General features: G+C 74.2%; 17 protein-coding genes and 2 pseudogenes. 10 read left to right on the plus strand and 9 right to left on the minus strand.

Translation table 11 applies throughout. The annotated features are described in order from the left end of the window. Positions 1-67: 67 nt before the first annotated feature. The 5 genes from ABZ495_RS05015 to ABZ495_RS05035 form a co-directional block, all read right to left on the minus strand. Positions 68-2,197, minus strand: a complete 2,130-nt coding sequence (locus ABZ495_RS05015) for a 3-hydroxyacyl-CoA dehydrogenase NAD-binding domain-containing protein (RefSeq protein ID WP_359834485.1) — start codon at positions 2,195-2,197, stop codon at positions 68-70. Between the two features lie 2 nt (positions 2,198-2,199). Continuing rightward, a complete protein-coding gene (locus tag ABZ495_RS05020) occupies positions 2,200-3,417 on the minus strand; it encodes an acetyl-CoA C-acyltransferase (protein WP_329489980.1) in 1,218 nt (405 codons plus the stop codon). Between the two features lie 305 nt (positions 3,418-3,722). Continuing rightward, positions 3,723-4,970, minus strand: a complete 1,248-nt coding sequence (locus ABZ495_RS05025) for a ribonuclease D (protein WP_352288091.1) — start codon at positions 4,968-4,970, stop codon at positions 3,723-3,725. A gap of 235 nt (positions 4,971-5,205) precedes the next feature. Continuing rightward, complete coding sequence (locus ABZ495_RS05030) at positions 5,206-5,931, minus strand: response regulator transcription factor (protein ID WP_329489982.1); 726 nt, start codon at positions 5,929-5,931, stop codon at positions 5,206-5,208. Positions 5,932-6,264: 333 nt separating this feature from the next. Beyond that, on the minus strand, positions 6,265-6,927 hold the full coding sequence (locus ABZ495_RS05035; protein WP_329489983.1) for a DUF3000 domain-containing protein: 663 nt from the start codon (positions 6,925-6,927) through the stop codon (positions 6,265-6,267). Positions 6,928-7,141: 214 nt separating this feature from the next. Here ABZ495_RS05035 and hemE point away from each other — a divergent pair, with 214 nt between their 5' ends. Next, positions 7,142-8,188: a uroporphyrinogen decarboxylase gene (hemE, locus tag ABZ495_RS05040; RefSeq protein ID WP_352288359.1), complete on the plus strand. Its 1,047-nt coding sequence runs from the start codon at positions 7,142-7,144 to the stop codon at positions 8,186-8,188. Positions 8,189-8,237: 49 nt separating this feature from the next. Here the strand turns inward: hemE and ABZ495_RS05045 are convergent, their stop codons facing one another. After that, positions 8,238-9,263 carry a DUF4349 domain-containing protein gene (locus ABZ495_RS05045; RefSeq protein ID WP_359804444.1) on the minus strand — a complete coding sequence of 342 codons (1,026 nt, stop codon included), beginning with the start codon at positions 9,261-9,263 and terminating at the stop codon, positions 8,238-8,240. 241 nt (positions 9,264-9,504) lie between these two features. Between ABZ495_RS05045 and ABZ495_RS05050 the strand changes: the two are divergent. The 3 genes and pseudogenes from ABZ495_RS05050 (at position 9,505) to hemQ (ending at position 12,184) form a co-directional block, all read left to right on the plus strand. Continuing rightward, positions 9,505-9,994: pseudogene (locus tag ABZ495_RS05050) on the plus strand (Uma2 family endonuclease). A 34-nt stretch (positions 9,995-10,028) separates the two neighbouring features. Then, entirely contained in the window at positions 10,029-11,462 is a 1,434-nt protein-coding gene (gene hemG, locus ABZ495_RS05055) for a protoporphyrinogen oxidase (RefSeq protein ID WP_359804443.1), read from the plus strand. After that, positions 11,459-12,184, plus strand: a complete 726-nt coding sequence (hemQ, locus tag ABZ495_RS05060; protein ID WP_329489986.1) for a hydrogen peroxide-dependent heme synthase — start codon at positions 11,459-11,461, stop codon at positions 12,182-12,184. The genes hemG and hemQ overlap by 4 nt, the downstream gene beginning before the upstream one ends. Positions 12,185-12,250: 66 nt before the next feature. Here hemQ and ABZ495_RS05065 read toward each other — a convergent pair whose 3' ends face one another. From ABZ495_RS05065 to ABZ495_RS05075, 3 genes and pseudogenes are all read right to left on the minus strand, one after another. Continuing rightward, positions 12,251-13,033 carry a TIGR04222 domain-containing membrane protein gene (locus ABZ495_RS05065; RefSeq protein ID WP_329489987.1) on the minus strand — a complete coding sequence of 261 codons (783 nt, stop codon included), beginning with the start codon at positions 13,031-13,033 and terminating at the stop codon, positions 12,251-12,253. Positions 13,034-13,119: 86 nt separating this feature from the next. Next, positions 13,120-14,175 (minus strand): TIGR04222 domain-containing membrane protein, encoded by a 1,056-nt coding sequence (locus tag ABZ495_RS05070; RefSeq protein WP_359834487.1) that lies wholly within the window; start codon positions 14,173-14,175, stop codon positions 13,120-13,122. Between the two features lie 36 nt (positions 14,176-14,211). Next, positions 14,212-15,509 (minus strand): annotated as a pseudogene (locus tag ABZ495_RS05075) (DUF692 domain-containing protein). A gap of 362 nt (positions 15,510-15,871) precedes the next feature. On the opposite strand from ABZ495_RS05075, the gene ABZ495_RS05080 reads away from it, so the two are divergent. The 6 genes from ABZ495_RS05080 (at position 15,872) to ABZ495_RS05105 (ending at position 21,759) form a co-directional block, all read left to right on the plus strand. Then, positions 15,872-16,795 (plus strand): GNAT family N-acetyltransferase, encoded by a 924-nt coding sequence (locus ABZ495_RS05080; RefSeq protein WP_359834489.1) that lies wholly within the window; start codon positions 15,872-15,874, stop codon positions 16,793-16,795. 167 nt (positions 16,796-16,962) lie between these two features. Then, positions 16,963-17,709, plus strand: coding sequence for a hypothetical protein (locus tag ABZ495_RS05085; RefSeq protein WP_352288106.1), 747 nt, complete (start codon positions 16,963-16,965; stop codon positions 17,707-17,709). A 197-nt stretch (positions 17,710-17,906) separates the two neighbouring features. After that, on the plus strand, positions 17,907-18,932 hold the full coding sequence (locus tag ABZ495_RS05090) for an MBL fold metallo-hydrolase (protein ID WP_359804440.1): 1,026 nt from the start codon (positions 17,907-17,909) through the stop codon (positions 18,930-18,932). A 69-nt stretch (positions 18,933-19,001) separates the two neighbouring features. After that, positions 19,002-20,984, plus strand: coding sequence for an ATP-binding protein (locus tag ABZ495_RS05095; protein ID WP_359834491.1), 1,983 nt, complete (start codon positions 19,002-19,004; stop codon positions 20,982-20,984). Continuing rightward, positions 20,981-21,409, plus strand: a complete 429-nt coding sequence (locus ABZ495_RS05100) for a roadblock/LC7 domain-containing protein (protein ID WP_329489993.1) — start codon at positions 20,981-20,983, stop codon at positions 21,407-21,409. Before ABZ495_RS05095 ends, ABZ495_RS05100 begins: the two co-directional genes overlap by 4 nt. After that, a complete protein-coding gene (locus tag ABZ495_RS05105; RefSeq protein ID WP_329489994.1) occupies positions 21,406-21,759 on the plus strand; it encodes a DUF742 domain-containing protein in 354 nt (117 codons plus the stop codon). The genes ABZ495_RS05100 and ABZ495_RS05105 overlap by 4 nt, the downstream gene beginning before the upstream one ends. Positions 21,760-21,773: the final 14 nt, after the last annotated feature.

Genomic DNA, 21,773 nt, shown 5'->3' on the forward strand with positions numbered 1-21,773 from the left:
ACGACGCGCAGGAGCCCCGGTGACCCTGAGGTCACCGGGGCTCCCGCGTCGTTACGGGGCCTACGCCTTAGGCGGGCACCGAGGCCACGCCGGGGGCGAGGAACCGCTTGCCGTTCACCCGCTCCGAGACGCCCTCACGGTCCAGGTACGGGGTGATCCCGCCCAGGTGGAAGGGCCAGCCGGCGCCGGTGATCATGCAGAGGTCGATGTCCTGCGCCTCGGCGACGACACCCTCCTCCAGCATCAGGCCGATCTCCTGCGCGACGGCCTCCAGAGCGCGGTTCAGCACCTGCTCCTCGGTCAGCACGGTGTCGCCGAAGGTGAGCAGCTCCAGCACCTCGGGGTCGAGCACCTGCTTGCCGTCGACCCAGGTGTAGAAGCCGCGCTTGCCGGCCTTGACCACCCGGCCGAGGTTCTCGGAGACGGTGAACCGCTCCGGGAAGGCGCCGCGCAGCGTCTCCGAGACGTGCAGCGCGATGGCCGGGCCGACCAGCTCCAGCAGCACGATCGGGGACATCGGCAGGCCGAGCGGCTCGACGCCCTTCTCGACCGTGGCGATCGGGGTGCCCTCGTCGATGATGTCCTGGATCTCGCCCATGAAGCGGGTCAGGATCCGGTTCACCACGAACGCCGGGGCGTCCTTGACCAGCACCGAGGTCTTCTTCAGCTTCTTCGAGACACCGAAGGCGGTGGCCAGCGCGTCGTCGTCGGTCTGCTCGCCGCGGACGATCTCCAGCAGCGGCAGGATCGCGACGGGGTTGAAGAAGTGGAAGCCGACGACCCGCTCGGGGTGCTTCAGCTTCGAGGCCATCTCGGTGACCGAGAGGGAGGAGGTGTTGGTCGCCAGCACGCAGGTCGGCGAGACCACGTTCTCCAGGTCCGCGAAGACGTTCTGCTTGACGCCCATCTCCTCGAACACGGCCTCGATCACGAAGTCCGCGTCGGCGAAGCCGGCGGCCTTGTCGAGCGAGCCGGTGACCAGGCCCTTGAGCCGGTTGGCCTTGTCCTGGCCGATCCGGCCCTTGCCGAGCAGCTTGTCGATCTCGGCGTGGACGTAGCCGACGCCCTTGTCGATGCGCTCCTGGTCGATGTCGGTGAGGACCACCGGCACCTCCATCCGGCGGGCGAACAGCAGCGCCAGCTGCGAGGCCATCAGACCGGCGCCCACGACGCCGACCTTGGTGACCGGGCGGGCCAGCGACTTGTCCGGCGCACCGAACGGACGCTTCGCCCGGCGCTGCACCAGGTTGAAGGCGTAGATGCCGCTGCGCAGCTCGCCGCTCATGATGAGGTCGGCCAGCGCCGCGTCCTCGGCGTCGAAGCCGGCCTGCAGGTCGGCGTCCTTGACCTGCTGGATGATGTCCAGCGCCTTGTAGGCGGCCGGGGCCGCGCCGTGCACCTTGGAGTCGGCGACCAGCCGGCCCCAGGCGACGGCGTCGTCCCAGGCCTTGCCGCGGTCGATCGCCTCGCGCTCGACCACGACGTCGCCCGTGAGCACCTTGGCGGCCCAGAGCAGCGACTGCTCCAGGAAGTCGGCCGGCTCGAAGATCGCGTCGGCGATCCCCAGCTCGAACACGTCCTTGCCCTTGAGCTGCTTGTTCTGGCTCATCGAGTTCTCGATGATGACCTTGATCGCCTTCGAGGGGCCGATCAGGTTCGGCAGGATGGTGCAGCCGCCCCAGCCGGGGACGAGGCCCAGGAAGACCTCCGGCAGCGAGAACGCCGGAACGCCCGCGCTGACGGTGCGGTAGGTGGCGTGCAGGCCGACCTCGACGCCGCCGCCCATCGCCGCGCCGTTGTAGAAGGCGAAGGAGGGGACGGGCAGCGCGGCGATCCGCTTGAAGACCTCGTGGCCGCCCTTGCCGATGGCCAGTGCGTCCGCGTGCTCCTTGAGGATCTCGACGCCCTTGAGGTCGGCGCCGACCGCGAAGATGAACGGCTTGCCGGTGATCGCGACACCGACGATCGTGCCCGCGGCGGCCTCGGCCTCGACCTGGTCCAGCGCGGTGGACAGCTTCAGCAGCGAGCCCGGGCCGAAGGTGGTCGGCTTGGTGTGGTCGAAGCCGTTGTCCAGGGTGATCAGGGCCAGCCGGCCGGCCTGCAGCGGCAGGTCCAGGTGGCGGACGTGCGCGGTCGTGACGACCTCGCCGGGGAACAGCTCGGCGCCCTGCTGCAGCAGCTCAGTCGTGGTGCTCATGGTCACTTACCACCCTCGAAGTGCGGGTTCTCCCAGATGATGGTGCCGCCCATGCCGAAGCCGATGCACATCGTGGTGAGGCCGTAACGGACGTCCGGGCGCTGCTCGAAGCGGCGGGCCAGCTGGTTCATCAGGCGCACGCCCGAGGAGGCCAGCGGGTGGCCGAAGGCGATCGCACCGCCGAACGGGTTGACCCGCTCGTCGTCGTCCGCGATGCCGTAGTGGTCCAGGAAGGCCAGCACCTGGACGGCGAAGGCCTCGTTGACCTCGAAGGCCTGGATGTCGTCGATGGTCAGACCGGCCTTGGCCAGCGCCTTCTCGGTGGCCGGCACCGGGCCGATGCCCATCACCTCGGGCTCGACGCCCGCGAAGGCGAACGAGACCAGGCGCATCTTGACCGGCAGGCCGAGCTCCTCGGCGACGTCCTCGGCGGCCAGCAGCGACGCGGTGGCGCCGTCGTTCAGACCGGCCGAGTTGCCCGCGGTGATGTTGCCGTGCGGGCGGAACGGGGTCTTCAGACCCGCCAGCGACTCCATCGTCGTGCCCGGGCGCATCGGCTCGTCCGTGGTCGACAGGCCCCAGCCGGTCTCGCCGACCTCGGGGTTGGAGTTGCGGACCGAGATCGGCACCAGGTCGGGCTGGATGTCGCCGTTGGCGTACGCCTTGGCGGCCTTCTCCTGCGAGCGCACGGCGTAGGCGTCGCAGCGCTCCTTGGTGATGTGCGGGAACCGGTCGTGCAGGTTCTCCGCGGTCATCCCCATGAACAGGGCGGACTCGTCGACGAGCTTCTCGGACACGAAGCGCGGGTTCGGGTCGACGCCCTCGCCCATCGGGTGACGGCCCATGTGCTCGACGCCGCCGGCCACGACCACGTCGTACGCGCCGAAGGCGATGCCGCCGGCGGTCGTGGTCACGGCGGTCAGCGCGCCCGCACACATGCGGTCGATGGCGTAACCGGGAACGGACTTCGGCAGGCCGGACAGCAGGGCCGCGGTGCGGCCGATGGTCAGACCCTGGTCGCCGATCTGCGTGGTGGCCGCGATGGCGACCTCGTCGATCCGCTCGACGGGCAGGTTCGGGTTACGGCGCACGAGCTCCCGGATGCACTTGACGACGAGGTCGTCGGCGCGCGTCTCGTGGTAGATGCCCTTCGGGCCGGCCTTGCCGAACGGGGTGCGGACGCCATCGACGAAGACGACGTCCCTCGCGGTACGAGGCACGGGGGCTCTCCTCCCAGGGACCAACAGGTTGAGGTGGGCAGGCTGCCGCCGTCCGTCGCACGGGGGCACGTGAGCGGCGCTGCTTCACCGTCATGCTACCCGCCGGTAACCAACCTGCCCAGGCCCGACGGCCGGTTCACCCCGTGTGTCCCCCGACACGTCCTCCCGGCGGAGCCCGGGAGCGGTGGCGCCGGGGCGCGCGGGCGGCCGCCCGGACACGACGGAGGGGATGCCGTCGCACGACGGCATCCCCTCCGCCGCGGCAGCGTTCCGCCGCTGCCACGGTCTCCGGTCCGGCCCGCGGGCTACTCCGGCTCGACCTCCGCGGCCTTGACGAAGGCCGCGGCCACGACCGGTGCCACCAGGTCGACCTGCCACTGCCGGGCGCCCAGCCGGCGCAGCGCGGCGGCCACGCCGACCGCGCTCGGGTCGGCCGGCGGCTCCCAGGAGACCCGGCGGACGAGGTCCGGCGTGATCAGGTTCTCGGCCGGCAGGTTGCGCGCCTCGGCCAGCTCGCTCACCGCGGCCCGGGCCCCGGACAGCCGGGCGGCCGCGACCGGGTCCTTCTCGGCCCAGGCGCGCGGCGGCGGCGGGCCGTCGTGCGGGGCGGCGGCCGGCGGCAGCTGGTTCTCCGGGACCTCCCGGCCCCGCTGGACGGCGGCCAGCCACTGCTCCAGCTGGCGGCGGTGGACCCGCGGCCCGAAGCCCTGGACGGCCTGCAGGGCGGCGATGTTCAGCGGCATGGCCAGCGCGGCGTTGACGATCGCGGCGTCCGAGAGCACCCGGCCGGGCGAGACGTCGCGCTCCTGCGCCAGCCGGTCCCGGGTCAGCCAGAGCTCGCGCACCACGGCGAGCTGGCGGCGCCGGCGGACCTTGTGCAGCTGCGAGGTGCGGCGCCAGGGGTCGGTGCGGGGGGCCGGGCGGGGTGCGGCGGCGATCGCCGCGAACTCCTCCAGCGCCCAGCCGAGCTTGCCCTGGGCGTCCAGCTCCTGTTCGAGTGCGTCCCGCAGCTCGACCAGCACCTCGACGTCCAGAGCGGCGTAGCGCAGCCACGGCTCGGGCAGCGGGCGGGTGGACCAGTCGACGGCGGAGTGCTCCTTGGCCAGGCTCAGCCCGAGCACGCTCTCGGTCATCGGTCCGAGGCCGACCCGGGCGAAGCCGGCGATCCGTCCGGCCAGCTCGGTGTCGAAGAGCCGCTGCGGCCGCATCCCGACCTCGGCCAGGCAGGGCAGGTCCTGGGTGGCGGCGTGCACCACCCATTCGGTGTCCGCGAGGGCGGCGCCGAGCCCGCTGAGGTCCGGGCAGGCGATCGGGTCGATCAGCGCGGTGCCGGCGCCCGCGCGGCGCAGCTGGATGAGGTACGCCCGTTGGCCGTAGCGGTAGCCGGAGGCTCGCTCGGCGTCCACGGCGACCGGTCCGGTGCCCGCTGCGAAGGCGGCGACGGTGGCGGCCAGCGCCTCCTCGTCCGCCACGACTGGCGGGATCCCCTCCTTCGGTTCGAGGAGCGGGACCGGGGCTGCTTCTTCTTGGGTGGCTGCTACGGCGTCGGTCACTCACCAAGGGTACGACGGACCTCGGGGCCAGGAGTGTTGTCGGACTGGTCAGACCGGGTTCGTGACTATGCCACCGGGCGGCCTGCGCCGTCCCCGCTCCCGTGGTCCGGGACCGGGGGCGGTCCGGAGCGGCCGCGGGGGCCGCGGTGACGCCGCCGCGGGGCCGTCCGGACGCCGCTGCGGCGGTCCTGGAGGAAACGTTCCTCCAGGACCGCCGCAGCGGCCCACCGATCGCTCAGTGGATGATGCCGGTGCGCAGCGCGACGGCGACCATCCCGGCCCGGTCACCGGTGCCCAGCTTGCGGGCGATCCGGGCCAGGTGGCTCTTCACGGTGAGCGCGGACAGGCCCATCGCGACGCCGATGGCCTTGTTGGACTGGCCCTCGGCGACCAGCCGCAGCACCTCGACCTCACGGCCGGAGAGCTCGCGGTAGGCGGACTGCTGGGTACCCGGCGCGCCCGGCGCACCGGGAGCTCCGGGGGCACCCGGCGCACCGGCGGCACCGGGCATCCCCGGCATGCCGGGGCGGCGCATCCGGCCGGCCAGACCACCCGCGCCGAGCGGCAGGCCGGGGCGACCCGGCATGGCCACGTTGGTGCGGGTACCGGTGACCACGTAGCCCTTGACGCCGCCGGCCAGCGCACTGCGGACCGCGCCGATGTCGTCGGCGGCGGAGAGCGCGAGGCCGTTGGGCCAGCCCGCGGCGCGGGTCTCGGCCAGGATGGTCAGCCCGGAGCCGTCCGGGAGGTGGACGTCGGCGACACAGATGTCGCGTGGGGTGGAGACCCGGGGGCGGGCCTCGGCGATCGAGGACACCTCGATCACGTCTCGGACGCCGAGCGCCCAGAGGTGGCGGGTGACGGTGTTTCGGACACGGGGGTCAGCGATGACCACCATGGCGGTGGGCTTGGTCGGCCGGTAGGCGACCACGTTTGCGGGGTGCTCAAGAAGGACCGACACCAGGCCTCCTGCGGGGAGTGGCGGACGGAACCCCGATGGGGCGGTCGGAGTGTTCCGCGTTTGGAAAGGGTCACAGTCTGCTTCGGCAGCTACCGTGCCCGGCTTTAGCGAAAGATCACGATCTAGTGAGTAACAATACGGACAAATCGCGCAGGTGACTGATGCGACATGCCTGGAATTCGTACAAAATCGATCAGAGTCGGCATGAATCGGTCACGTCAGGCATCGCGTCAGGCCGGACAAATCGCCGCAGAGCGGGTCCGAAGCCACACTCCGTCAGCCCTGGGGGTGGCGCTGGGTCCGGTACCGCCGCCGGCGGCCGCGGACCACCCGTCAGTGCGAGCGCGGGCGCCGGCGGGCGGGCATCGGGACCACCCCACCGAGTGACGGCACGTCGACGGCCGGCTGCGGCGCGGGCGCGACCGGGGGCAGACCGGCGCTGATGCAGAGCAGGTCCCCCCAGGCGGCCAGGTGCCGCTCGAAGCGGCCGTCGGCCGGCGTCCAGGAGGCCCGGATCTCGATCTCGGTGGACGACTCGCGGTCCGCCAGGGCGCCGAAGTACTGCGAGGCGCACCTGGTCACCGTCCCGGACGGCTCCGCGTACCCGGCGCCGTGCGCCTGCAGCGCGTCCATCAGCCAGGCCCAGCCGACCTCGGAGAGCATCGGATCGCCGGCCATCTCCGGCTCCAGCTCGGCCCGGGTCATGGTCACCACGCGGAAGTCCCCGTTCCAGGCCTCCTGCCCGGCCGGGTCGTACAGCAGCACCAGCCGGCCGTCGGCCAGCTCGTCGCCGTCCACCTCCACCGAGGCGGTCAGGGCGAACGCGTGGGGGGCGAGCCGGCGCGGCGCCGGGGCGGGGGAGAGTTCGAGCTCGGGCCGCAGCCGCGCCGCCGTCAGAGCCTCGACCGCGGCCCGGAACTCGCTCGGCGCCGCCTCCCGACCCGTTCCGCCACCTGTTCCGCCACCCTGTGCGGGGTGCCCGCCGACCGCTGCCATGCCCCGAAGACTAGGTCGAAGGCCGGGGTAATCGCCGCAACTTCTGCCCGCGCGGCGTGCCGGGACGGCAAACCGACCAGATCTTGGAGGAACCGACGAGACCGGGCGGGGAGCCGGGTCCGGGGCGCGTGCGAAGATTTGAACCGTGAGCGAGACAACGGCAGAAACCACGGCAGTCACTCAGGCAGGCACCCCCACCGGGCAGCAGCCCTCCGTGCGACGCGGCGCCGCGCACGACTCCGCGTTCCTGCGGGCCTGCCGGCACGAGCCGGTGCCCCACACCCCGGTGTGGTTCATGCGCCAGGCCGGCCGCTCGCTGCCCGAGTACCTGAAGGTCCGCGAGGGCATCCCGATGCTGGACTCCTGCATGCGGCCCGAGCTGGTCAAGGAGATCACCCTGCAGCCGGTCCGCCGGCACAAGGTCGACGCGGCGATCTTCTTCAGCGACATCGTGGTGCCGCTCAAGGCCGTCGGCATCGACGTCGACATCAAGCCCGGCATCGGCCCGGTGATCGCCGACCCGATCCGCACCGCCGAGGACCTCAAGCGGCTGCGCCCGCTGGAGCCGGACGACGTCCCCTACATCACCGAGGCGGTCGGCCTGCTCGTCGACGAGCTCGGCGGTACCCCGCTGATCGGCTTCGCCGGTGCGCCCTACACCCTCGCCAGCTATCTGATCGAGGGCGGGCCGTCCAAGAACCACGAGAACACCAAGGCCATGATGTACGGGCAGCCCGAGCTGTGGGCCGCCCTGCTCGACCGGCTGGCCGACATCACCTCCGCCTTCCTGAAGGTGCAGATCGAGGCCGGCGCCTCCGCCGTGCAGCTCTTCGACTCCTGGGTGGGCGCGCTCGCCCCCGACGACTACCGCCGCTCGGTGATGCCGTCCAGCACCAAGGTCTTCGACGCGGTCGCCGGGTACGGCGTGCCGCGGATCCACTTCGGCGTCGGCACCGGTGAGCTGCTCGGTCTGATGGGCCAGGCCGGCGCGGACATCGTCGGCGTGGACTGGCGGGTGCCGCTGAACGTCGCCGCCGAGCGGGTCGGCCCCGGCAAGGGGCTCCAGGGCAACCTGGACCCGGCCGTCCTCTTCGCGCCCACCAAGGCGGTCGAGACCAAGGCCCGCGAGGTGCTGCACGCCGCCCAGGCGCTCGGTACCAGCGGCCACATCTTCAACCTCGGCCACGGCGTGCTGCCCAGCATGGACCCGGACGCGCTCAGCCGGCTGGTCGCCTTCGTGCACGAGGCCAGCGCGCGCTGACCGACGGCGTGGCGGGTCCCCGGGTGTCGGGGGCCCGCCACCGTCGTGCTCAGGCCTCCCGCCGCTGCGCCTCCTCCTCGTTCGCCGCCTCCCCGCTCTCCCCGCTCTCCCCGCGCCGCGGCGGCTCGGTGGGCTTCGGCGGCAGCGCGGGCGTCCGGCGCCGCCGGACCAGCCGGAGCACCGCCACCACCGGCACGAGCACCAGCAGGAACGGCGCCGCCGCCGCGACCGCGACCGCCAGTGCGCGCACGATCGCGACCAGGACGTCCCAGCCGCCGCCGAGGCCCGCGCCGACCGAGTGCCAGAAGCCGTCCTTCTTCGCCGGGGCGGCCTCCCCGTCCGGTGCCCTGGTCTCCGTCCTCTGCCGCACGTCCAGCGTGACCGTGGAGAGCGACGTCTTCGCCGACAGCTCCTTCAGCTGCTTCTGCAACGACTCCAGATCCGCCTCGCGGCGGCTCAACTCGCCCTCCAGGCTGGTGATCTCGGCCAGCGTCTTCGCCTGCGCCATCAGTGCCCGGACCCGGTCGACGCTCGCCTGCTGGGTCTGCACCCGGCTGCCGACGTCGGCGACCTGCTGGGTCAGGTCGTCCGCCTGGCTGCGGCGGGACAGCACCTCGCCCAGTCCGGCCAGCTGGTCCAGGGTCTGCTGGAACGCCGCCGACGGCACCTTCAGCGTCAGCTGACCGCTCTGCGGTCCGGCCACGCCGTCGGCGGCCCGCCCGCCGCTGCCGGTCACCGTCTCGCTCGCCACGTACCCGCCGGCGGCCAGCGCCAGCTCGCGCGCCCGCGCCAGCGCGGCGTCCGCCTTGGCCACCCGTACCGACAGCTGCGCGCTGTACGCGATCTGCCGGGTGTCCACCACCGGCACCGCGTCCGACGCCCCGGCGGCGGCGCCCGGAGCGGGCGCGGCCTTCGGCGCCGCCGACGCGGCCACGCCCGGGCCCGCCGCATCGCCCGCCGGGGCCGCGGCCGACCTCTCCCTCGCCCCGCCACCGTCCGCGCCGCACCCACCGGCCAGCACCGCCACCACGGCCACCGCCGCCAGTGCCCCCGCTCCGCGCCGTCCTCGTCCCACGACCGACCCCTCCCAGTCCACGGTTGCGGCACCGCGTCCTCCGGCGCCCGGACCATTCGACGGCCGCCGCCCCCGATCGGACCCGCCCCGGAGGTCGCAGCTCGATCACGACTGGGCCGCAGGCCGGTCAAGGCCCCGGCCCGCCGTCGCCTCCGGTCGCTCGTCCGGGTGAGCGGATGCCCGTGGACCACCCCGGCCGCTACCTCGCGAGGAGGGGTGGTTCGCCGAGGACCTCGACCACCTGTCCTGGGCGCCGCGCCACACCGAGCTGATCGACGGAGCACTGGTCTTGAGGACGCGGCCGCAGCGCTCCTGGCACAGCCGGGTCGTCACCGTCCTGACCGGAGCGCTGGAGGCGCTCGTGCCGGACGGGGTCATGGTGGAGCGCGAGATGACGGTCAAGCTGGACCGACGCAACCGTCCGGAACCGGATCTGCTGGCCGTCAGCGCGGAGTTCGACCCTGACCGCACCTGGTTCGCCCCGGAGCAGGTGTCGCTCGTCGTCGAGGTCGTCTCGCCGGAGTCGGCCCATCGGGACCGCGTGGTCAAGGTCCGCAAGTACGCCGAGGCCGGGATCCCGCACGACTGGGTGGTCGAGGAGGAGGACGGCCTCCCGGTGGTGCACGTCTTCGAGCTCGAAGCCAGTACCTCCTCCTACGCGCCGGCCGGTGCCGTTCGCCGTCGATCTCGACCTCGACGGTCTCGTGCCTGTCCGGAAGCGGGCGGATTGAGGCATTGATGTAAGGACCTGCGAGACTGCGGGGCATGTCGCAAGCACAGGTCGTCGTGATCGGTGGCGGTATCGCGGGGCTGGCCGCGGCCGCTTTTCTCAGCGGGGCGGCCGGCGGGGCCGCGCGGGCGCGGGTGACGCTGCTGGAGGCGTCCGACCGGCTCGGCGGGAAGCTGTACGGGGGAGAGGTCGGCGGGGTCCGGGTGGACCTCGGGGCCGAGTCGATGCTGGCGCGGCGGCCGGAGGCGGTCGAGCTGGCGCGGGCGGTCGGGCTGGGCGGCGAGCTGGAGCCGCCCACCACCGCCAAGGCCGCGATCTGGACCAGGGGCGCGCTGCGGCCGCTGCCCGGCGGCCAGGTGATGGGCGTCCCCGGTGACCTGGTGGCGCTCGCCGCCTCCGGGGTGCTCAGTGCCGATGGCCTGGAGCGGGCCCGGCACGAGGGCGCCACCGAGGTCGGGGACGATGTCGCGATCGGGCGGTACGTCGCGGACCGGCTCGGGCGCGAGGTGGTCGACCGGCTGGTCGAACCGCTGCTCGGCGGCGTCTACGCCGGGCACGCCGACGAGATCTCGCTGCGCGCCGCCGTGCCGCAGCTGCTGGAGATCGCGCGCGGCGGGGGCTCGCTGGTCGAGGGCGTGCACGAGCTCGCCAACCGGCCGCGCACCGTCGGCACTCCCGTCTTCCAGGGCCTGCGCGGCGGTCTCGGCACGCTGCCCGAGGCGGTCGCCGCGGCCTGCGCCCGGGCCGGTGTCGAGCTGCGCACCCGTACCGCGGTGGAGGGGCTGCACCGGACCCCGGGGGGCTGGCGGGTGGTGACCGCCGGGGGCGGGGCGCTGGAGGCGGACGCCGTGGTGCTCGCGGTGCCCGCGCCCGCCGCCGCCCGGCTGCTGCGCGCGGACGCGCCGGGGGCGGCCGTCGAGCTGGACGCCGTCGAGTACGCGGGGATGGCACTGGTCACCCTGGCGTTCCGGCGGGCCGAGCTGCCCACGCCGCCGGCCGGCAGCGGGTTCCTGGTGCCGCCGGTGGACGGCCGCCGGATCAAGGCGTCCACCTTCTCCTCCAACAAGTGGGGCTGGCTGGCGCGTTCGGCCCCCGACAGCTTCGTGCTGCGCACCTCGCTCGGCCGGCTGCGCGAGGAGCAGCCGCTGGAGCTGTCGGACGAGGAGCTGGTGGCGCGGTCGCTGGCCGACCTGGGCGAGGCGATCGGTCTGACCGCCCGCCCGTACGACACCGCGGTGACCCGCTGGCGGTCCGGCCTGCCGCAGTACCCCGTCGGCCACCTCGACCGGGTGGCCCGGATCCGGGCCGCGGTCGGCCGGGTGGGCGGGCTCGCCGTCTGCGGCGCGGCCTACGACGGCGTGGGCATCCCGGCCTGCGTCGCGAGCGCGCGGGCGGCCGTCGCCGCGCTCGACGAACTGTTGACCCCGGCGACCGGGGAGAACGTCACGGAGAGGACAATGGGCGCATGACTGAGACCGTTGAGCAGCAGCCGGAGCAGCAGCCCGAGAAGAAGAAGGCGCGCGACCTGAACCAGGTCATCCGCTACACCATGTGGTCGGTGTTCAAGCTCAAGGGCGAGCTGCCCGAGGACCGCACCGCGCTGGCCGCCGAGGTCGACGAGCTGTTCGCGCAGCTCGCCGCGAAGGACGTCACCGTGCGCGGCACCTACGACGTCTCCGGTCTGCGGGCGGACGCCGACATCCTGGTCTGGTGGCACGCGGCGGACTCCGACGACCTCCAGGAGGCGTACAACCGCTTCCGCCGCACCGGCCTCGGCCGGGTGCTGGAGCCGGTCTGGTCCAACATGGCGCTGCACCGCCCGGCCGAGTTCAACAAGTCGCACATCCCGGCCTTCCTGGCCGACGAGCGCGCGCGCGACTACGTCTGCGTCTACCCCTTCGTCCGCTCCTACGAGTGGTACCTGCTGCCGGACGCCGAGCGGCGCGCGATGCTCGCCGAGCACGGCCAGATGGCGCGCGGCTACCCGGACGTGCGGGCCAACACGGTCGCCTCGTTCGCGCTCGGCGACTACGAGTGGCTGCTCGCCTTCGAGGCGGACGAGCTGCACCGGATCGTCGACCTGATGCGCGACCTGCGCCCGTCCCGGGCCCGGCTGCACGTCCGCGAGGAGGTCCCCTTCTACACGGGCCGCCGCAAGCCGGTCAGCGAGCTGCTCAACGGCCTGGTCTGACGCCTCCGCCCGAGGGGCCGGCCGTTCCCGTCGAGGGGAGCGGCCGGCCCCTCGGCCGTCGGCGGGTCAGCTCCGGTGCGGGCGCAGGGCCGCGCGGAGGCGGGCGTCCGGCAGCGCGACGGAGCCGATCATCGCGACGGCGGTGAGCAGCTCGCGCTCGTCGTCGTCGGTGAGGCCGTGCTGGCGGGGCGGCCGCACCTCGCGCAGCACCTCCTGGCCGACCGGGGAGGCCCAGCGGGTGTAGGGGTAGACGTCGACCCGGGCCATCAGCAGCGTGCCCGCGGTCAGCACCAGCGGCAGGGAGAACCAGGCCAGCGGTGCCAGCGCGTCGCCGCCGGAGAAGCCGCCGACCGCCAGCGCGGCCGCCAGCAGCACCAGCGTGAGCAGCATCGCCTGCCGGACCTGGCGGATCACCAGGACGGTCTGCCGCTGCACCGGCGCCGGGGTGGCCAGACCGGCCAGTGCGAGGCGGCCGCCGATCTCCAGCACGGTCGGGTGGACGGACATCACCCGGCGCAGGTCGTCCGTCCGGCACTGGCCCCCGGGCCCGACGGCGGCGACCACCGCCCGCTCCAGGCGGCTACGGCCCCTGGGGTCGACGACGGTGGTCCAGCCGGTGTGGGCGAGGTGCAGCCGGCCCCGGGAGGCCATCAGGACCAGGGCCAGTTCGACCACCCGGTCCGGGCCGCCCGCCAGGTAGGCCGTCTCGTACAGGCCGATGCCGACCGCCTCGGGCGGCCGGGGCCCCTCCTGCCCGGCGAGCGCGTCGGCGGTGGCGGTCATCCGGACCAGCCGGATGCAGGAGAGCACCGCGCTGACGCAGGCCGGGATCAGGAAGAGCAACCACATGGGCCCGTTGTAGACCTGCCCCCGCTCCGGGCGGAACGCCTTTCCGGTGCGCGATATCGAACTGTGACTCGGGAGGGCGGTGGGCCTCAGGATCCGCAGCTGCTCCCGCCGCCGCAGCTGGAGGAGGATCCGCAGCTGCTGGAGCCGCCGCCGCAGCTCGACGAGGAGGAGCCACAGCTCGACGAGGAGGAGCCGCAGCTGCTGCCGCCGCAGCTCGACCCGGATGAGCCGGAGCCCGAATCGGAGCCGCTGCCGCACCAGGTGACGCCGCCGCAGGAAGTGCCGGAGGAGCCGGAGGAGCACGAGGTGTAGGTGGAGGACGAGGAACCGCCCGTCGCCGCGGCCTTGGCGGTCGCCAGGTCGGCCGCCGCCGCGGCGAGCATCGCCTCCTGGAGCTCCGCGTCGTCCAGCCCGGAGGCGGCCAGCCCGCTGAGCGCGACCGCGCCGAGCAGGACGCCGCCGGCCGCCCGCGGTGCCAGGCCGGCACTGGGCTTCCACGGCTTGCCGACGGACATCAGGGCGAGCTGACGGCGGCCGGCCGGCGTGATCCGCCCCTTGAACGGCCAGGTCACCAGCAGCGACACCAGACCGAGGACCACCAGCACGGACGGGAGCCAGAGGACGGGGCGGTCCGCCTCCCCGTGGTCGACCGCGTGGGCGACCACGGTGGTCACCACCACGCTCAGCAGGGCGAGCCAGAGCAGCCGACGGGCCACCTTGGCCCGGTGCATCAGGGCGGGGTTGCGCAGCAGCCCGCGGTTGGCGAGCCCGTCGCCGAGCTGCTGGACGGCGGGGGCGCGCATCACCGCGCGCCGCAGCGGGGCGAGCTCCCGCTGCCCGGTCGGCCCGACCGCCTCGATGATCGCCTCGTCGACGGCGTCGTAGGCCTTCCGGGTGGTCAGCGTGACCAGGCCGGCCCGGTTGACGACGACGCGGCCGGCCTGGTGCATCCGGACCAGGGCGGTGTCGAAGACCCGGCCGGGGCCGCCGGAGAGGAACGCGGTGTCCAGCAGCGGCAGTCCGCGGCCGGGCAGGCCCTTGACCTGCGGTACCCGCCGGACCCGGCCCTTGGTGTACGAGGCGTACGACGCGGCCGCGACCAGCAGCAGCGCCGGTACGACGAAGAAGGTGTTGTGCCACATGGGCGGTTCCCCCGGAATGGTGTGGGTGGTTCTGGTTCAGTGCCGCGGGCCGGGCCGCAGGGCCCGGCGCAGGCGGGCGAGCGGCCCCTGCGGGCGCTCGGGCGCGGGGCCGTGGAGCCACCGCTCCAGTGCCTGCCGCTGCTCGGGGTCGAGCGTTGGGTCGAGCGCGGGGCCGGGCTCGGGGCCGGGCTCGGTGCCGGGCCGCCCGGCGTCCGGGCGGGTGCCCGGCTCGTCGGTGAGCGCCCACGCGGCGAAGGCGCGGGCGTCGGCGCGGTAGCCGCCGGTCTGCGGGTGCGTCCGCGCGTAGGCGAGGAACAGCGGCCCGTACCGCCGGCCGAGCAGGCGGGGCAGCTCCGGGGCCACCTTGGCGGTGGTGTCCCGGCGCTTGGCGGCCAGACCGGCCGACTGGGCGCGGACCTGGGCCGGGTCGAAGCCGGGCGGGACGGGCCCGCCGGCCACCAGGGCGGCCAGCAGTTCCTCCTGGCGCCGGGCCAGCGCGGCGCGGGCGGCGGTGAGGCCGTGGGCCTCGCCGGTCGGGCCGGTCATCCGGCCCGTCCCCCGTCCAGCACGCGGCGGATGGCGTCCAGTTCGGCCGCCAGCTCGGCGGGCGGCGGGAAGTTGGCGTCCCGCTCCAGCAGGACGCCGGGCGGTGCGACCCGGTCGCAGAGCTCGGCCAGCACCTCCAGCACCGGTTCGGTGACGGGGTGGGCGTGGGTGTCGTGCCAGACGCCGTCGATCATGGTGCCACCGGCGACGTGGACGTAGGCCAGCGCCTCCAGCGGCAGGCGGTCCAGTTCGGCGGCCGGGTCCAGCCCGAGGTTGACCCGGTTGGTGTGCAGGTTGGCGACATCGATCAGGAGCCGGACACCGGTGCGCTCGACCAGCTCGGCGAGGAACTGTCCCTCGGTCAGTTCGTCGTCCGGCCAGGCCAGCTGGGCGGCGATGTTCTCCAGGGCCAGCGGCACCGGGAGCCGGTCCTGCGCGATCCGGACGTTCTCGGCGATCACCCTGAGGGCGTCGCGCGAACGGGGCACCGGCAGCAGGTGCCCGGCCTCCAGGCCACCGGCCCGGACGAACGCCAGGTGCTCGGTCACCAGCGGGGAGCCGAGCGCGCCGGCCGCCTCCGCGAGCCGGTCGAGCCGTGCCGGGTCGGGCCGGTCGGCGCCGCCGAGGCCGAGCGAGACGCCGTGCGGGACCACCGTGACGCCGCGGGCTCGCAGGATCCGCAGCGACTCGGGGAGGTGGTCGGCGCAGACGTTCTCCGCGACCACCTCGACCCAGTCCAGGCCGGGCTGGCGCTCCACGACGGTGTCGATCTCGCCGCGCCAGCCCAGGCCGACGCCGAGCGCGGTGGGTGCGGGACCGGCCGTACCCGCCGGTCGTTCGGTGGCCCCGGTCGGAGCGGCGGGCGTCCTGCGCCGGACGGCAGGAGAGGTCATGGGTTCGCCCCCTTCGGAGGGCTGGGTGGGAAGCCGTCGGCCGACGCGGGCATCGTCGCCAGGGTCGGGCCGGGCCGTGCTGCTGAGGATGTCCCCGGTGGGGGCGGCTGCCAAGCCCCATCCGGTCTTCTCAGAGCATTATTTGAGCTTGTCGACCCGGTGATGAGGGACTTTGGTCCCGTCCCTGTCACCGGCCCCCCGGACGGGGCGGAAATTCGGAGGCGAACCGGTCGGCGGGGCGGTTACGGTACCCGCCCATGACGACGCTGACCGTGCGTGACTTCCGCCCCGCCGACGCCGAGGCCGCCGCGGCCGCCCACCGGGCGGGCCGCGAGCACCTGCTCCTCACCCCCGAGGTCTTCACCTGGCTGAACGCCCGCCGGGCCACGGGGGAGCACTTCCGCACCTTCGTCGCCGAGCTGGACGGCGAGGTGGTCGGCTCGGTCCGGTGCGGTGTGGTCGTCGGCACCACCACCCGGGGCATCGGGTACGCCAACGGCAGTGTGCTGCCGGCCTTCCGGCGCCGCGGGGTCTTCACCGCCCTGCTGGCGGCGGCCGAGCGGCACCTGGTCGGGCACGGCGTGGTCGAGCTGCACAGCTGGGTGGACGAGGAGCCGGCGTCACGCGCCTTCGCCGTCGCCCGCGGCTTCACCGAGGGGCGGCTGGCCCACTTCGCTGGCCGGGACCTCGCCCGGCCGCTGCCCGCCGTCCCGGCGCTGCCGCCCGGGGTCGAGCTGCGCCCGGCCACCGACTGGGCGGACGACCCGTACCCGATCTTCGTGATCGAGGCGGACGCGGCCCTGGACGAGCCGGGCGAGATCGCGATGGACGCCGCCGACTACGAGGCGTTCCTGACGGGGGACTGGGCCCGCCCGGACCTCGACCGCGAGCTGACCGTGGTGGCGGTGGTCGACGGCGAGCCGGCCGCGTTCAGCGCGGTTCAGACGGACGGCGCGGAACGCTACTGGTCGGCGTTCACCGCCTGCCGGCGGGCCTTCCGGGGCCGGGGGCTGAGCAAGCTGGCCAAGACCGAGTCGCTGCACCGGGCCCGGGCGGCCGGCTACCGGTGGGCCTACACCAGCAACGACGCCACCAACGCGCCGATGCTCGCGATCAACGCGTGGCTCGGGTACGAGCGGTGCGCGAGCGAGCGGAAGTTCACCAAGCGGTCGGAGGGGTGACGGGCCGGGAGGGAGCGGCCGGTTTCGGTCACTCGAAAGAGTGAATCCGGCGCACTTCCCCCGCGCTGCGCCGGGTGGACCGCCGTGTCGGGAGTCCCCGGCGTTCTGTGCGGGCATCACCTCACGGCAGACAGTTCGTGCCCGAGTCTTCCTCGGTGGGGGATGCTATGGAGATCCTGCTTCAGGTCCTGGTCGGGTTCGTTCCGGCCGTGATCGGCTTTCTCGCGGCCCGCTCCCTCGCCCGGACCAGACTGTTCCTGCGGTACGGCTTCCTCCGGGTGCTGCTCGCCCCGTACGGCCGGGTCCAGATCGTCACCCCCAGCATCGAGGCGGCGGCGTTCGCGTTCGCGAAGGACGGCCGCCCGCTGATCAGCCGGGGGCCGAAGAACGTCCTCTTCATGCCGATGGCCGAGGCCCGGGCGATAGCCCAACTCACCGATCTGCTGAGGAAGATCAACCGGAAGGCGACGATAGAACTGGTCACCGCCGGGGCGCAGGACCCGAGGATGCCGACCTTCTCGATCGGCGGACCGAGCGTCAATCCGTACTCGGCGACCGTGCTCGGCGCGGGATTCCCGGACTTCTGCATCGAGTACCCGGACGCGGCCCGGGCCCGCTGGGGCGGAATGACCTTCGAGGCGCAGTACAACGCGGCCGACGAGTTGATCCGGGACCACGGTTTCGTCTTCGTGACCCGGACGTCGCGGCAGGCGCCCTGCGTCGTGCTCTGCGGGGTCTTCGCCTTCGGCTCGGCGATGGCCGTGGAGGCGTTGGCGGCCGCCACCCGGAAGTCGCCGCTGGCGGCGATCTTCCGCGCGGGGGAGAAAGGATTCGTCGCGGTCGAGGGCCGGGTGATCGGTCTGGACACCGTCGATGTGACCGTCGAGGTCTGCCGGTTGCTGCCGGTGGTGTGAGCGGACGGCGCCCCGGGTGCGGCGCCGCAGGCCTTTCCGGCAGCTCGGGGCGGCCTTCCCGTCCTGCCCCTTGAGACGAAGTGGTCCAGACCGCACGGGTGCGAAACGGGACAGGTCGGGAGGGTCTGGGGCGAGAAGTGGCTTGAATCGCCGGTGTTTTGCTTCACTGTCATCACATCATCGGCATAATCGCGCCCATGACGATCAGCCGCGCGAACGTGAGCGCGATTGCCGAGGACCTGTATGTGTGGCTTCCGCCGAAGCGCGGCTGGGGCCTGGCCAACTGCGGGCTGCTCACCTCACCGCGGACGGCGCTCTGGATCGACACGCCCTACGATCCCTCCCTCGCCGCGGAGTTCCTCGCGCAGAGCCGGCAGCGGCTGGCCGACGGGGTGGACATCGACCGGGTGATCGTCACCCACGCCAACGGCGACCACCTCTGGGGCGCCGGGGTGGTGCCCGACGCCGAGGTGATCGCCACCCGGGAGGCGCTGGAGCACATCCACTGGGAGCCGACGCCGAAGCAGCAGCACGCGCTGGTCGCGGGCAGCGACCCGGCCTCGCCGCTCGGCGGCTACCTCCGGGAGCACTTCGGCCCGTTCGACTGGTCGCAGACCGATCCCGTCCACCCGCACACCGTCTTCACCGGTGAACTGGAGCTGCGGGTGGGGGAGTACCCCGTGCGGATCACCGGGCTGCCGGCCGCGCACACCGGCGGCGACCTGCTGGTCCACCTGCCGCACCAGCGGGTGGTGTTCACCGGTGACGTGATCTTCGGCTCGACGCCCGAGCAGCCCGGAGACCACCCCTCGCACTGGGCCGGACCGCTGGAGAACATCATCGGCGCCTGCGAGCAGGCGCTGGCCACCGGCGCCGAACTCTTCGTCCCCGGCCACGGTCCGGTGCTCGACCGGTCCGGCGTGGAGGCCCACATCGGCTACCTCGGGTACGTGCGCGGCCGCGCCCACGCGCTGCACCGCGCCGGGATACCGGCCCTGGACGCGGCCCGACGGATCATCGCCGAGCAGCGCCACCCCGAACTCGGCCTGCCCGAAAGGCTGGTGCTCACCGTCGCGGCCGAGTACCGGCACCTGGACGGCAGCGCGGTGCCGAACGTCCTGGAGGCGATGGGCCAGGTCGCCCTGGTGGCGCGGGAGCTGGCCCAGGACGCGGGCCGGATGTCGACGCCGCGCCCCCGGCGGTTCCCCTCCTCGCCGGCCTGACCACCTGTCGCCGAGGCTCCGCCACCGGCACCTCCCCACCCCTTCGAGCGAGGACTTCCGAGGACTTCGATGACCCAGATCGCGCTGCTGGCCCTCGCGGTGGCCACGGTCGCCGCGCTCGCGGCGGCCGCCGTCCTGGCCCGCGGACGCGCCCGGGCACTCGCCCGGGCCACCGCCGCCGAGGCGGCCACCGTCCACAGCGAGGAGCGCACCCGCACCGCCGAGGGCCGGCTGGCCCGGGTCGAGCAGCAACTGCGCGAGGCCCGGACGGCCGCCCGGCGGGCGGACGAGGAGGCCCGCCGGGTCGAGACCAGGGCGCTCGCCGCCGAGGGCCGGGTCCGGGAGGCCGAGCAGCGCACCGCGGCCGCCGACCACCGCGCGGCCGAGGCGGAGCTGCACGCCCGGGCGGCCGAGGACCGCACCGCGGAGGCCGGCCGGCAGCTCGCGGCCGCCCAGGTGCGGTCGGCCGCCCTGCTGGCCGAGGTCGGTCACCTGGCCGAGGAGCGGGTGGCGGCCGCCGCGCTGCGGCTCAGCCACCCCAACGCGCCGGACACCGGGCCGCTGGACGCGCGGGCCGCCGGTCCGGAGGCGGTGCGCGCCCTCCAGGCCGTGCTGGACGCCTCGGTCGCGGCCGTCACCGGTGAGCGCGAGCGGGTCGACGCCGCCGCCCGGGCCGCGATGCGCGGTGCCACCTCCAAGATCCAGACCCTGCTGTACCAGATCCAGAGCCTGGTCCAGCAGCTCCAGCACGACAACGACGACCCGCGGCTGCTGGAGGTCGACTTCCGCAACGAGGTCGCGCTGCGCCGGATCCAGACCATCGCGGTGCTCTGCGAGGCCTGGCCCGGTCTGGCCCGGACCGACTCGCCCCTGGCCGAGGTGGTGGTCGGGGCGCTCTCCCGGGTGCCCGGCTACGCCCGGATCAAGGTGGCCAACCACCTGCGCGAGAACCGGCTCGCCGTGGTCGCCCGGGCCGCCGAGCCGCTCGCCATCACGATCGCCGAGCTGCTCGCCAACGCCGCGTCGTACTCGCACCCGGAAACCGATGTGCCGGTGACCGTCCAGCAGGGCGGCCGCGGCGCCCTGGTGATCATCGACGACAGCGGCATCGGGATGGAGGAGGACCAGCTGCGCCGGGCCCGCCGGCTGCTGGCCGGTCCCTCGGACGTGCTGCTGACGGAGCTCGGCAACCCGCCGAAGACCGGCTTCGCGGTGGTCGGCAAGCTCGCCCGGCAGTACGGGTTCTCCTGTCACATCGAGCCCTCGCCGTACGGCGGCATGCGGACCATCGTGCGGATCCCGGCCGCCCTGCTGACGGTCGTGGACGAGGAGCAGCCGCTCTCGGTGCTCACCCCGCTGCCGCTGCGGGCGGGCGCCGGCCCGGCTCCCGCGCCCACCGTCCAGGCGGTGCCGACCCCGCGTGCGGGAGCCGATGATCCCACCGGGCAGGACGTGCCGGAGTGGCACGACGTGCCGGACGGGCACGACACGCCGACCCGGCACCCGGCGCCGGCCATGCACGTCGTGCCGCCGGTACGGGGGGTGACCGCCGACGACAGCGGTCTGCCGAGCCGGCGCCGGCGCCGACCGCTCGGCCCGCAGGTGCCGGAGGCGGCCCGGCCCTCCGGCGGGGCTGCCGCGCCGGAGGGTGCCGCGGACGGCGCGGCGCGGTCCGCCGCCACCGGCCGGTCCGCCCGGACGCCCGAGCGGGCGGCCGCCTGCTGGGACGCCCTGCAGCAGGGCACGGGCTCAGGCCGCGCCGCCGTCGCGGAGGCGGCCGCCGCGGGCACCTCGCCCGGCGGGGCCCCGGGCCCGACCGCCACCGGAGCCGCCACCGACCCGGCGGGTACCTGCACGACGGGTACCGCCTCCACGAGCGCCGCCTCCACGAGCGCCGCCTCCACGAGCGACACCTCCACGAGCGCCGCCCCCACGAGCACCACCCGCGCCGAGGCCACCGGAGCGGAGGCCGCCGACCACACCGGCTCCGCCGACCGCTCGGACCGGACCGGCCGCCACCCCGCCCAGACCTCCGAAGGAGCCGAGCAGTGAGCACGCCCAGCCCTACCGCCACCGATGAGATCTCATGGGTGCTGACCCCGCTGCTGGAGCTGCCGGGTGTCCTGCACGCGGTGATCGCGACCGGTGACGGCCTCGTCGAGGGCGCCTCGGCCGGCCTCGGCCGAGCCTCGGCGGAGCGGGTCGCCGCGATGACCGCCACCGTGCACGCCGCCGCCCGCGCGTTCACCACCGCCTTCACCGACGTCGAGCAGCCCCGGCTGGCGCAGACGGTCGTGGAGTCCGAGCTGGGCTTCGCCATCGTCGTCCCGGCCGGGGAGAACACCTCACTGGCGGTGTTCACCACGCCGGAGGCCCAACTCGGCAACGTGGCCTACCAGATGCAGGTGCAGGTCGCCGCCCTGGGCCGCGCGCTGGCGAGCCCGGCCCGGCAGCAGGACACCACCGCCCGGTCATGACCGCCGTACCCCGCAGGCGGATGGTCCCCGCCTACCTGGCCACCGGCGGCCGGACCAGGCCCGGCACGGCGGGCTTCGAACGGCTCACCGTCCTGTACGCGGCCGGTGCGGAGCCGCCGCAGGACGTGGAGGACGAACACCGGCGGCTCTGGGAGCTGCTGCGACCGGGCGCACTGACCGTGGTGGAGGCCGCCGCCCACCTGCGCCTGCCGGTCAGCGCCACCGTCTTCCTCGCGGCCGACCTGGTCGAGGCGGGCTGCTTACAGGCCCGTGCCCCGATCCCCCGCGCACAGCAGACCGACCGCTCCATCGTCGAGAGGCTCCTCGTTGGACTCCGCACGCTCCGGTAGCCCGACCGGCCGGA

Origin of the sequence: Kitasatospora sp. NPDC005748, assembly GCF_040630735.1 — a bacterium.
Lineage (GTDB): Bacteria > Actinomycetota > Actinomycetes > Streptomycetales > Streptomycetaceae > Kitasatospora.

Excerpts from the sequence above, each read along its gene's own strand:
- ABZ495_RS05015 (WP_359834485.1), bottom strand. The coding sequence starts at position 2,197 with ATGAGCACCACGACTGAGCTGCTGCAGCAGGGCGCCGAGCTGTTCCCC.
- ABZ495_RS05035 (WP_329489983.1), bottom strand. The coding sequence starts at position 6,927 with ATGGCAGCGGTCGGCGGGCACCCCGCACAGGGTGGCGGAACAGGTGGC.
- hemG (WP_359804443.1), top strand. The coding sequence starts at position 10,029 with ATGTCGCAAGCACAGGTCGTCGTGATCGGTGGCGGTATCGCGGGGCTG.
- hemQ (WP_329489986.1), top strand. The coding sequence starts at position 11,459 with ATGACTGAGACCGTTGAGCAGCAGCCGGAGCAGCAGCCCGAGAAGAAG.
- ABZ495_RS05065 (WP_329489987.1), bottom strand. The coding sequence starts at position 13,033 with ATGTGGTTGCTCTTCCTGATCCCGGCCTGCGTCAGCGCGGTGCTCTCC.
- ABZ495_RS05070 (WP_359834487.1), bottom strand. The coding sequence starts at position 14,175 with ATGTGGCACAACACCTTCTTCGTCGTACCGGCGCTGCTGCTGGTCGCG.
- ABZ495_RS05080 (WP_359834489.1), top strand. The coding sequence starts at position 15,872 with ATGACGACGCTGACCGTGCGTGACTTCCGCCCCGCCGACGCCGAGGCC.
- ABZ495_RS05085 (WP_352288106.1), top strand. The coding sequence starts at position 16,963 with ATGGAGATCCTGCTTCAGGTCCTGGTCGGGTTCGTTCCGGCCGTGATC.
- ABZ495_RS05090 (WP_359804440.1), top strand. The coding sequence starts at position 17,907 with ATGACGATCAGCCGCGCGAACGTGAGCGCGATTGCCGAGGACCTGTAT.
- ABZ495_RS05095 (WP_359834491.1), top strand. The coding sequence starts at position 19,002 with ATGACCCAGATCGCGCTGCTGGCCCTCGCGGTGGCCACGGTCGCCGCG.
- ABZ495_RS05105 (WP_329489994.1), top strand. The coding sequence starts at position 21,406 with ATGACCGCCGTACCCCGCAGGCGGATGGTCCCCGCCTACCTGGCCACC.